This window comes from Blautia sp. An249 (assembly GCF_002159835.1).
GTDB lineage: Bacteria > Bacillota > Clostridia > Lachnospirales > Lachnospiraceae > Blautia_A > Blautia_A avistercoris.
The window spans coordinates 63,989-76,017 of the sequence record NZ_NFJL01000010.1; the positions used below are offsets into that span (position 1 = coordinate 63,989).

Annotated in this window: 11 protein-coding genes; all 11 read left to right on the forward strand. The window is 47.5% G+C overall.

Features of this window, described 5'->3' with window-relative positions; translation table 11 throughout:
* Positions 1-2 precede the first annotated feature (2 nt).
* From B5F53_RS10630 to B5F53_RS10675, 11 genes are read left to right on the forward strand one after another with little or no spacing between them, the layout of a single operon-like run.
* Positions 3-1,121 (forward strand): hypothetical protein, encoded by a 1,119-nt coding sequence (locus B5F53_RS10630; protein WP_087223178.1) that lies wholly within the window; start codon positions 3-5, stop codon positions 1,119-1,121.
* Complete coding sequence (locus B5F53_RS10635; RefSeq protein WP_242970297.1) at positions 1,121-1,537, forward strand: hypothetical protein; 417 nt, start codon at positions 1,121-1,123, stop codon at positions 1,535-1,537. The genes B5F53_RS10630 and B5F53_RS10635 overlap by 1 nt, the downstream gene beginning before the upstream one ends.
* Positions 1,534-5,364 (forward strand): exonuclease subunit SbcD, encoded by a 3,831-nt coding sequence (gene sbcD, locus B5F53_RS10640; protein ID WP_087223179.1) that lies wholly within the window; start codon positions 1,534-1,536, stop codon positions 5,362-5,364. The genes B5F53_RS10635 and sbcD overlap by 4 nt, the downstream gene beginning before the upstream one ends.
* Before the next feature lie 9 nt (positions 5,365-5,373).
* A complete protein-coding gene (locus B5F53_RS10645; RefSeq protein WP_087223181.1) occupies positions 5,374-6,180 on the forward strand; it encodes a phage replisome organizer N-terminal domain-containing protein in 807 nt (268 codons plus the stop codon).
* Positions 6,177-6,785 (forward strand): replicative helicase loader/inhibitor, encoded by a 609-nt coding sequence (locus tag B5F53_RS10650; RefSeq protein ID WP_087223183.1) that lies wholly within the window; start codon positions 6,177-6,179, stop codon positions 6,783-6,785. Before B5F53_RS10645 ends, B5F53_RS10650 begins: the two co-directional genes overlap by 4 nt.
* Entirely contained in the window at positions 6,782-7,624 is an 843-nt protein-coding gene (locus tag B5F53_RS10655) for an N-6 DNA methylase (RefSeq protein WP_087223185.1), read from the forward strand. Before B5F53_RS10650 ends, B5F53_RS10655 begins: the two co-directional genes overlap by 4 nt.
* On the forward strand, positions 7,609-8,487 hold the full coding sequence (locus B5F53_RS10660; RefSeq protein ID WP_087223187.1) for a Cas9 inhibitor AcrIIA9 family protein: 879 nt from the start codon (positions 7,609-7,611) through the stop codon (positions 8,485-8,487). The genes B5F53_RS10655 and B5F53_RS10660 overlap by 16 nt, the downstream gene beginning before the upstream one ends.
* 12 nt (positions 8,488-8,499) lie before the next feature.
* The gene (locus tag B5F53_RS10665; protein ID WP_087223189.1) at positions 8,500-10,692 is read left to right on the forward strand and encodes a PcfJ domain-containing protein; all 2,193 of its coding nucleotides are present in this window, start codon (positions 8,500-8,502) and stop codon (positions 10,690-10,692) included.
* Position 10,693: 1 nt separating this feature from the next.
* Positions 10,694-10,885, forward strand: a complete 192-nt coding sequence (locus B5F53_RS10670; protein ID WP_087223191.1) for a hypothetical protein — start codon at positions 10,694-10,696, stop codon at positions 10,883-10,885.
* Positions 10,886-11,041, forward strand: a complete 156-nt coding sequence (locus B5F53_RS19860; protein WP_162610580.1) for a hypothetical protein — start codon at positions 10,886-10,888, stop codon at positions 11,039-11,041. It abuts the gene before it with no gap.
* The gene (locus tag B5F53_RS10675) at positions 11,022-12,020 is read left to right on the forward strand and encodes a DUF5131 family protein (protein ID WP_087223193.1); all 999 of its coding nucleotides are present in this window, start codon (positions 11,022-11,024) and stop codon (positions 12,018-12,020) included. The genes B5F53_RS19860 and B5F53_RS10675 overlap by 20 nt, the downstream gene beginning before the upstream one ends.
* Positions 12,021-12,029: the final 9 nt, after the last annotated feature.

A 12,029-nucleotide genomic window follows, 5' to 3' on the forward strand; every position in this document is an offset into this window, starting at 1 on the left:
ATATGAAAGATATCATGGCATCATTGCCGGAAGTAATAAATGAGTACAAGGGATATAACCTCCTGATCCCGACAGCAACGGACGTCCAGCTCAATCCGTTCTACAAATTCCATGTGGAAGAGGTCGCGGTGGATCTGAGTGAAACCAGCGGGGACATTTTCAAAGTCGGATCCGTAGATACCGGAAGGAAAGATGACAGAGGAAACAAGATCTATGCGGATGCATTTTCATTGTCAAAGCCGCTGCTCAATAAGATGGCTATGGCGGCAGGGATCCAGTTCAATCCGGAGCAGACGTATGGAGAACGCATTGACCGGGTGACATACCGGGCGCATGCACAGGGAGCAATGAGAAAGGCGGATGGAACTTGCCGGACAGAAACAGATCAGAAAGAAATCTGCCTTGAAGATGAAGAGCAAAAATACAGGATTGAATTTGCGGACAAAGCTGCAAGAGGCATTACGGACGATAAGCAGGCAAAAGCCGCTGCTGAAATTTTCAAGGGAACATGGACCAAGGCAACGAATAAATGGGGAAAGACGGTTGATGCTTATGTAATCGATGAATCAGATCGCGAGAAGTACATCGAGCGGTCGGTCATGGTGAACATGGCTCTCCTTAAAAAGACCTGGGCAGAAAAGGCGATCACCGGAGCAAAGCTCAGAGTGATCAGGGCGTTGCTCGGAGTAAAAGGAACATACACAAAAGAGGAACTGAAAAAGAATTTTGCCATCCCGACCGTGGTTTTCTCGCCGGATTATTCTGATCCGACGGTGCGTCAGGCGATGCTTGCACAGGGGATCGGATCCGTGAACAATATGTTTGGCGCAGCGGCACTCCCTGTCAGGAAGGTTGATTTTGATGACGAAGATACCTTTGATGCCGAGGCATTTGCGAGCAATCCGGCATTTCAGAGCGATGCTCCAGATGATGATATCCCGGACGTACCGGAAGAAATCCCGAATGAGCCGGATATGAAAGAACCGCCGGCGCCGCAGGAGAATGAAGGATATTTTTGTGACGGATGCGGTGTTGGAATCACTGAGAAAGTATATGAATACTCGCTGAATAAATACGGGCGCCCGCTGTGCGTCAAATGCCAGAGAGGGGTGGGCAGATAATGAAACTGATCAAGATTACTACGGAAAACCAGATTTCAGTACATGATTTCCCGGAGGGAAGTTTTATGGAGCGGAATCAGGCGCTGAGAGATCACATTGGTCCGAAGTGCGAACTTTATGAGCATGTTATGCCGAAGCGTCTGTATAAAGAGCTTCATGGATCCAGTAAAAGAGGAAACTGCGTAAGTATGCTGGTAGACGAAGACGGACATTATCATGATCTGCCTGAAAATCTTGTTGCATCATGGCTTTATGAGTCAGACAAGCATGGGTACCCAATTCTGGGGAATGTCCTGATTGTAGGAGAGAAATGGGAAGGTTCAGGCATCAGCTTTTGCGGGATTCCGGGGGATCAGTTCGACCTGCTCTTCCCGCAGCTTAGAAAATTAACAGAGGAAGCGAGGAAAAATAGATGAAGATATTACATACAGCGGATTGGCATATAGGCCAGTTTAAAGGGCCGGTTGAGGACGGAGTGAATCTCCGTTCTCTCGACACGGTGAGATGCCTTGAGTTTATGGTTGAAACGGCAAGAGAGGTTCGCCCTGATCTTGTCTGCGTGAGCGGAGACATTTTCCATCAGGAACAGATCGGTCCGGTTCGCTATTCGGATGAAATGGTCACGGCAACAAGGATTATCGAAGATCTTGCAGAATGTGCAAAGTTTGTGATCGTAATGCGAGGAACTCCGAACCATGACGGCGCCGGACAGTTCCGGGTACTGACGAAGATCCTTGAAAAGAATAAAAAGGTTGCGGTTGTTACTACGCCGCAGGTAATGTCCACTCCAATCGCTGATGTTGCATGCATTCCCGGGTTTGATAAGCAGGAGTTCAGAGCACGGTTCCCGGGGTTGTCTTCCGAGGAGGAAAACACGACATGGACACAGTATATCAGCAGTATGGTACTGGGGCTTAGGGCTCAGTGCTCACCGGATCGGGAGAAACCATCCATCCTGATGGCACATTACACGGTCCCGGGTTGCAACATGGAATCCGGACAGACGTCTTTCTTTTCAAATTTTGAACCGGTCATCCCGAGGGAAGCCCTCCAGACGGCGGATTATTCAGCGGTGCTTCTTGGGCATATCCACCGGCCGCAGATCATAGATGGCTTAGACGATGTGTTTTACTCCGGAGCCATAAATGCTATGAACTTCAATGATGAAGGGCAGAGCAGGGGGTTCTGGATACATGAATTTGACCGGGGAAGCTTGAAAACTGGACATAGATACGAGACCCCGTACAGGAAGTTTCAGACGATCACGTGGTCACAGGAGGACGTTGAAAGCTACCTCCTTAACGGGAAAGAGTTTCTTTTCGCAGAAGGCTACCCGTTCATGGTGGCCGATAAGATTGTAAGGATTAAATATAATTGCACGATGGAGCAGAAAAAGGCTCTTAACATACCGATCCTTCAGTCTGATCTGTACGAAATGGGCGCATTCTATGTGGCAGATATCGAAGCTGAAAGCATGGTTGATGTGGCAAATCGAGGGCTGTTATCGGAAGAAAGCGATCCTTTGATGAACTTGAAGAAATGGCTTTCGGAGAAATGCATTAAAGATGCTGATAAAGTTACGGAGCTTGCGGAGCCGATCATTGCGGCGGCGATGAAATCGGAAGCGACATCGGAGAACCATGGCGTACTCCGGCCGGTATCTATTTCCGTAAAAAACTATCGTAACTACAAGGAAGAAAGCTTTGATTTTTCAGATGTTTCGTTCTGCTCGATAAATGGAGTGAATGGAGCCGGAAAAAGCAGCCTTTTCATGGATGCGATTGCGGATTGCCTGTATGAAGAAACAAGAGAAGGAGACAATAAGGCGTGGATCCGGGGGACGGAAGACGCAAGAAGCGGATCGATAGAATTCGTATTCGACATAGGGGAAAATCGGTTCCGTGTCGTTAGGACCAGGACGAAATCCGGAAGGGCGACACTGAATATATCACAGAAAGATGGGGAAGAGTGGCTGAACCTGTCGGCAGAACGCATCCGGGATACGCAGGATGAGATAGAAAAGATCCTCGGTATGGACTCGATGACATTCCGCAGCTGCGCTTTGATCATGCAGGATCAGTACGGATTGTTCTTGCAGGCGAAAAAAGAAGACAGGATGACCATTCTCGGAAATCTTTTAGGGCTTTCGATATATGGACTGATGGAGCAGGAGGCAAAGAAACTCCTGTCGGATACAAGGCGCAGCCTTATGGCCAAAAAGGAGGCCGTAAAGGTAAAGACAGAGTTCATCGAGGAGAAAGGGGATCCGGACAGTGAACTTGCCGAACTTGAAAAAAAGGCCGGCGAGCTGGCACAGATACGCAAGATGACGGATCAGGACATCGAGGTGTGCAAAGCGCAGATCGCAAATTATAAAGAGGCTCTGGCTAAGAGCGATGAACTTCTTCGGGCAACCGACGCAGCAAAGAAAGAACTTCTTTCGATACAGTCCGAAAAAGAAACCGCAGAGAAGGAGATGGAAACATACGACACATTCCTGTGTAATGCGGAAATGATTATGGCTAAAGCAGAAGAATGCGAGGCTGCGGAAGAAACAATTAAAAGACTGGCGCCGGATGTCACGGAATACGAGGCGTGTAAGCGCACTCTGGAAGAGAAAGAAAGCCAGATCCAGCGTTACGAAAATATCATAAATACCACCCGCATACAGAACAAATCAATAGAAGACCAACTGGCGGCGATCGGTACCGAAGATGAAGATCTTATTTTTGAGAAACTGTATGAGCTTGATGCGAAGCGGCTGGAACTTACAGAAATGCGTAGGAAAAAGGATAAGTGCGCTGAATTCTCAGCGAAGAGCGCCAAAGCCCATTCGGAAGCGATTCAGAAGATCTCTGAATATTCCACGCAGCTTCGTGTTGCAGAATCAAGGCTTGAGGAATGCAAAAAGCAGCGGGATTTCATAGCGGACTCCGGATGCCCCGATATCGAGCATGCAACATGCCGTTTCCTCGAAAGCGCAAAAGAAGACGCCGGTCGAATTGATGCTTTAGAAGATGAGGTGGCGGGCTTAAAAGGGTCTATACAGGGAGTAAGAGAATCGGATGAAGAGTATACGAAGTTTTGGAACGAAGAGATTGCGGCGGTCGGCTACTCTGCAGAAAGGGAAAACGAATTAGTCGCAGAGATCGAATCGCTTAGCGCATACCAGAAAAAGAAATCTGAACTGGAAGAGAAGAAGGCGCTTAGAGCCCGCTTAGAAGGCGAAAAAGCATCTAACGATAAAACAATAGGCTCATGCGTTGAAAACGTCTCTACGGTCAGATTAGAAAGCGAGAGACTAACGGAAAAAGTTTTAAAGCTAACGGATACAGTTGAAAAGTATCAGGAAGCAAGGCGCTTGTCTCAGGATCTTCGTACATTCGCCGATCAGAAAACTAACATTCCGGTTTATGCGGAAAGAAAGAAACACGTAGAAGAAAAGCTGAGAGTCCTTAAAGAGCAGGAAGAAAAGAAAAATGCGGAATGGGTACGGCTTACCGCAGAATATATACGCTTCAGGGATCAGCTCGCCGGTATGCCTTCCGGAAAAGAAGAACATCTTTCGGAACTGGAAAGAAAGAAGGCTGATCTGGAGGAAAAGGCGTCATCTATGCAGGTAAGAAAAGGAGTGCTGCTCCAGAGGATTGAGGATACTAAAAAAATCCGAGAGGAGATCGGCAAGCTCAAATCCGGTATTTCCTGTGACGCAGAGGATGCGGCGAGATACGAAGTTTTAAAGCAGGCATTCTCACAGGACGGTGTGCCGCATCAGATCGTCAGAAACATTATTCCACATATCACAGATACGGCAAACAATATCCTGGGGCAGATGACCGGCGGGACAATGGGCGTTGAGTTTGTGATGGAACGGACCGTAAAGGGTAAGGATGGAGACAAAGCAACTTTGGATGTGCTTATCGACGAATATGGAAAAACAACTCTGCCGTACGCTTCCAAAAGCGGCGGAGAGAAGGTTAAGGCGTCGCTGGCGGTAATCCTTGCTCTTTCGGAGATCAAGGCAACAGCGGCCGGGATCCAGCTCGGAATGTTGTTTATCGATGAGCCCCCGTTTCTTGATGACGACGGGGCACAGGCATATGTGGACTCGCTGGAAACAATACGCAGTCGCTATCCTGACGTCAAGATCATGGCTATAACACACGATGATGCCATGAAAGCAAGGTTCAGTCAGAGTATTACAGTCATCAAAACAGACGAAGGATCAAAAGTGATCTGTTAGGAGGGAACCATGGGAAAACGTTACTATTGGCTGAAACTGCCGGAAGATTTCTTCCGGCAGAAGCCGATAAAAAAACTCAGAAAGATCGCCGGCGGCGATACATACACAATCATCTATCTCAAAATGCTCCTGATTGCGATGAAGGAAGACGGGAAACTCTATTTCGAGGGTGTGGAAGATGACTTTTACGAAGAACTTTCACTGGAATTGGATGAGGATTCCGAAAATGTAAAGGTTACCGTATTGTTCTTGATTCGACAAGGCTTAATGGAGTTGATTGATGAAACAGAGTACCGCCTGACAGAATGTGAGAAAATGGTGGGTTCTGAAAGTGCAAGCGCAGAACGTGTTAGACGTCATAGAGAAAACAAAGCGTTACAATGTAACACCAGTGTAACGGATGTGAAACGCAGCGGTAACGTAGAGAAAGAGATAGAGAAAGAGAAAGATATAGAGATAGATAAGAATAATATATGCCCGGAGGTAGAAACCTCCGCGCAGGAGGTGTTCATATCCCTCCCCCTTGTAACGGGATCTGGATCTTTCGATGTTACGATCAATTATTTGAATTCGCTCCGCCAACTGTATCCCGCTGTTGATGTGGAACAGGAGTTCCGGAAGATGTACGGATGGCTTGACAGCAATCCAAGGAACCGGAAAACGGCGAGGGGGATTAAACGGTTCATCACCGGATGGCTTGGACGAGCACAGGATCAGGCACCGGTCACAAGAACGGCTCCGGCCGACAACCGGCGGCTGTCTACGGGAGAGTATATGAAGAATACGGCTGATTGGTACGGAGGTGATAACAGGTGACGCCGCAGGAATTTGATGTGATAAGAGCCGCAATCAAAAGTGCGTATCCAACATTTAACATCATGCCTGACAAATACAGTATTCAGCTTTGGTACCGGATGCTTGGGGATATAGACTTCAAAGTCTGCGAGACAGCGCTGCAGGAACTGATCGCAACGCAGACATATCCTCCGCAGATAGCGGAAATAAGGGCGAAATGCGCGGAGTACACAACACCGCAAATGAAAGATGCCGGGGAAGCATGGGGAGACGTTCAGCGGGCAATCCAGAAATACGGGTATTACCGGGCGGAGGAAGCTATGGCAAGCCTGTCTGGACCGACAAAGGAAGCGGTAGAAAGGATGGGGTTCCGGGAGCTGTGCCTGGGAGATAATCCGGTTGCGAACAGAGCCCACTTTTTTAAAATTTACGACGCTATCTTACAGCGAAAGATCAATGATAGCCGCCTCCCGGAACTTGTCCTGAAAAAGAAAGCGGAGTACATGCTGAACTGTGCAGAGCAGGAGAAGCCGGCCGAAATCGAGGACCATGCCGAGAAACCAGAAGTCAATGTATCAACTCCAGAGTTTATAGATCGGCTCATGAAGGAGAAGGGATTGAGATGAATGCGAAAAAAGAAGCACAGACGATACAAGGGACCAAGCAGGAATTCTTAAAGATCTTCCGGGAAATGTGCTACAGCCGGAGTACATGGCAGGTGTGGGCGGACCTCATCAGCATGATAGCGTGTACTCTGGCAAATTCCACAGATCCGGACAAGGAGGGGGCTCGATATTTGGATCGGGAGCGGGAGTACCGGCAATGCGCCGAACGTCTCGGCGGAGTAGATAAGCCGGCGCTATGTATGAGCGTGATTGTCGAAGCACTTGAAAGAAACCCGGAGCAGGACTTTCTCGGAGAATTGTTCATGGAGCTGGAACTCGGGAATCATTGGAAAGGACAGTTTTTTACACCTTATTGCATATGCAAGGCAATGTCGAAGATTGTCGTGGGCGATGTGGACAAGCAGATAGAACAAAGAGGATACATAAGTGTTTGCGATCCTGCCTGCGGCGCAGGGGCAACTCTAATTGCCACTGTGAGCGAAATGAAACGGTCAAAGTTTAATTTCCAGAACCACGTATTGTTCGTAGGTCAGGATATTGATCGGGTGGCAGGAATGATGTGCTACATTCAGCTTTCGCTTCTTGGGTGCGCTGGATATATTTGCATCGGAGATACACTGACAAATCCCATGGCAGGGCATGTGCTCTTCCCGCAGGAGCGGGAGGGGCAAGAATTGTGGATCATGCCAATGTTCAGGATAGGAGTATGGCAATGGCGTCGGATGTTTTTCTTGTTAGGAAAAACCGGCCGGGATACGAACAAGGAGAAGGGAAGAGAAAGATTTTACATGTTTTTTGATTTTAACGATAAGGAGGAAAAACGATGGGAGAAAATGTAAAGCATTTCACGTCCGAACAGAAAGATGAAAACACCTATGGTTGGCCATGGAATGAAGTGGTGAAAAAGTATCTGGAGAGCGGATATGCAAGTGAGCAGAAAGAGTGCCAGGTTACGATCCGGGAAAAGGAGTACAAAATTCTCAAACGGGATGCGGTCACAGTATTCTATGACGCTGATGGAAATACGCTGTTTGATGTGACAAACGATCGGTTGAAGAAAGAGTATGAATCTGATCACGGCGAAGAAAAGGAGACTGAAGATGCCGCTGAGGGGGTGGAGATGGGGAAAGCTTCTCTTGCTGACATTATAACGGGGAACCTTCCGAATCCGACTCCGGAAGAAATAGAAATCGCAGAAAAAGCGAATGCGGGAGATGTGCAGGCAAAAGCAAAACAGAAACTGGATGACGAATTAAAGAGCGCTGGAAACAAGGCGTTCGCTATTCCGATAATGACCTATCTGAAAAAGCGGTGTGATGAAGATCCGGGCATGGCGGAAGATATATTGCAAGAGCACAAAACCTGGAAAAAGTGCTTTGACTACATCCATGAGAAAGCAAGGGGATACGCTTCTGGGATCTTCGTAGCCGTTCCTGATAATGTCGTATACGAATGGTCCGAAGATTATTTCAGATTAGACGACAAAGCTCTGGAAGAGAAGAAAAAGAAGGAGCGGAAAGAACTGGAGGATAAAAGAAAAGCGGAAGCGGCAAAGAGAAAATCGGCATCCGGAAAGCAGAAAAAGAAAGCAGCTGCCAAAAAGGATAATGAAGATAAGAAAGCTGCAGCACCGGATAAGAAAGGCAAGACTCCAAAGAATAAGGAGCCGGAAGGGCAAATGTCGTTGTTTGATTTACTTTAGGAGGCATGGAAAGTGGATAAGAGAAAGTTATCAAAGATTTCAAGGCCATGTGCAGCGCCGGATATTCTGGAAATGGGGAGGCGACTTGCAGACTGTGCGACTCACATAGTGACTGCAGAATTGGTCGAAGATAAAAAAATTCTGCTCCTGAATTTCTTTAAAACAAACAGCTTGGCCAGCGGAAATACAGAAGCAGAGTTTAGGACATTTCTGTCTCACGAGGATTATATCACACAAGATCTGAAGACGTCAAAAACAAAGTGGATCACCGGAGCATTTGAAAGAATGCAGAATTTTACACTGTTTGATTATGTGTGGGATAGCCATCGTCACAAAGGGGAATACCGGTTGAATGCCGTTATGAGATCGGATGATGATTTGAGAATTGTCGAATTTTTTTTTAAGGAGTACATAGATCGGGAAGATAAGTATAGGCCATGGACAGGGATACATAGATTCCAACAAGGGATCCTCGACAGAAAGCTGGCGGCACGACACAAAAAAGAGACTGACAAGATTGACGCAGTGATGGATCCGATCAAGGCACCGCCGAAACAGTTTGAAGACTGGGTATGGGAGACTGGGATGAGCTTCAGCCGGTACCTGATCTACAAAGAGGAGAAGAAAGGCGAGGCTGTATGTGAATGTACGCACTGCAGGAAGATCGGGACAGTCAAGAGGAAAGACATCCGTCTCCGGAACAACGAAAAGGGAACATGCCCCTTTTGCGGAAGCCGTGTGACGATCAAGGCAAGAGGGGTAATGCCGGCCCCGCTGCTTGATGAAAGATGGTTTCTGTATGTGGATCCAACAGAAAAAGGATTTGTTCTCAGGTATTTCCTGGCATATCGGAGGATACAAAGTGACAAATATGTTGATTTTCTGGTTAATAACAGCCGGATAGAGCAGGGGATGTTCGAATACAGCAGGGCAATATATACATTCCCAAACGGAAAACCGAAATATGAATCCTATGAGTGGGGTGTATATAAGCAAAGAGGAGATTGTCGGTGGTGTCCGGACACGGGAAGCATAGATTGCATGGAATGTATCTTATATCCCGGGAACCTTCCGGCGGCATGGGAGCATACACCAATGAAATATTCGGCATTAGAAGTGCTTTCGGGGAATATGCCGACGGTAGCGCTGCGGTATGAGGACGCAATTAAAAAATATATAAAGTTTCCGAAGTTAGAGTGGATCTGCAAAATGGGCCTGAACAAGCTTGCAAAAAACATTATCAATAGCCGGTATTCGGGCGACCTGACAGGGAAAATCAGGGAAAAGGGTTCTACGATATACGAGATTTTGGGACTGAATAAGGTAAATACAAAGCTGCTTCAGGCGATCGATGGGGATCATTACGAACTCCGGCTTTTGCAGGTGGCGCAGGAAATAGGCCTGCAGTTCAAGGCTGAACAGTTGAAGGACTATTACGAGACGTTTAGCTGCAATACGGATCTGCTGAAGCAGGCGAACAGGAAGACAACGCTGCACAAGATTGTCAAATACATTACGAGAGAAAGCGAAAAATATCCGCTCGGAGAAGAAAGCGGATGCTGGCGATATTCCTACATGCGCTATCGAGAGCGGGAAGATCCGAGGATCGAGAGAAAACGCAATATGGCAAAGGACTGGCTTGAATACCTGAAATGGTGCAAAGAGCTCAGATACGATCTGGACAATATGTTTATTTATATGCCGAAGAACTTCAAGAAGGTTCATGACCGGACCGCAAAGGAATATCGGGAACATTTGGACAAGAAAGCGGCTGCGGAGAAAAAGCGCAGGGAGCGGGAGGCAAAGAAACAGATGGAGGAAGCCAAACGGGCACTGGAAGAGATCCTGGGAGAGAACAAGGATGTTCAAAACGCCTTTCAGGTCAAAGGAAAAGGGCTTCTGCTTGTTGTTCCTGCCAGTGCAGAAGATATCAGGGCTGAAGGAGCTGCTCTGCATCATTGCGTGGGAACCTACGTTGACAGAGTAGCAAGAGGGGAAACCAATATTTTCTTCATCCGAAAGGAGAAAGAACCGGACAAGCCTTATTTTACGATGGAGTGGAGAGACAATGACATCGTGCAGTGCCGGGGATCCAGAAATTGTGGGATGCCGCCGGAAGTGAAAGCATTCACCGAGGCTTTCAAAAAGAAAATGTTGGAAAGCGCTGAAAAAGATAAAAACAAAGGACTCAGGAGGTGCGGATGATATGGGAACAAACATAATCAGGAGCTTGCGAAAAGGATCGGTACAGTGGAATGAAGAGGATCGGCTCCAGTTGGTATCAATATTGGCCAAAGCCGGATATGCCGTAAAGATTGGGAGACGTATCGTTCGCGGAACAGAAGATAAGGCAAAACCGCAGTTTGAATACACAGTGGAATATTGGGAGGCGGAATAGATGAAGATTGGAGAAATTGTTGAAATCCTGATAAGGGTGAAAGATGACTACAGCTATACGGATTATCGCAAACAGGCGATCGAGGAAGCGTGCAATCTGCTTGACAAGCTGCCTCGCATGGAGGAGGCGAGAGAGTATGAACCGGTCAAAAATTGAGTGGTGTGATCACACGCTGAATATCGTGACTGGGTGTCGGCACGGATGCGAGTATTGCTACGCCAGAACGATGAGCCTTAGATTTTCCGGGAATGTAAAGCTGAACATAAGGAGAACCGACAAATACCGGAAAGATGAAGGCGGTTATGTATTGGACGAGCCTTTCATAGGGGAAAACGGAAAACAGATCATATATCCTTTTGGGTTTGAACCGACGATGCACAGATATCGCTTCGGCACTCTGGATAAATTGAAGATGGGCCAGAACATTTTCGTTGGAGCCATGGCGGATCTGTTCGGAGACTGGGTGCCGGATGCCTGGATCAACGATGTGTTCCGGTGCTGTGCGGAGCATCCACAGCATAACTATCTGTTCCTCACGAAAAACACAGAGAGGTATGCGGATTTGGATATGCTTCCCGGCGGGGCGAATATGTTTTACGGAACATCGATCACACGGGAAGAGGAAATGCATAGGTTTAACTTCCTGCCGGCGCGGCGCAACACATTTGTGAGCATAGAACCGATTCTGGAAGACGTTCTTCCTGAGAAGCATAACATTTTGTTCCGTCAGGTGGATTGGGTAATCATCGGCGCAGAGACGGGGCGGAGAAAAGGGAAGGTCATTCCGAACCTGGAGTGGATCCGGAAGATCGTTGAAGCGGCAGAGAAGGAAAAGACACCGGTATTTATGAAAGACAGCCTTATCGATATTGTTGGAGAAGATTCCATGAAGCGGGAGTTCCCTGATCAGCTCCTTGTAAGGAAAAAGAGCGAGAAAATCCTTGCAAAGCTGATGGGAGAATGTGCGGAATGCCACAAACAGCAGGAGAAAAACAGGATGGTATCCATTACGGCACGAACCAAAAGAGGTGGAAAGACAAACGCCTTTGCATATATGTGCAAACCGTGTTTCGTAAAGTGGTGCAAAGAACATGGAGTAAAAGTTCCTCCGCTCGAAGGGCTGGAGGACGAATAGAAAGGAGCA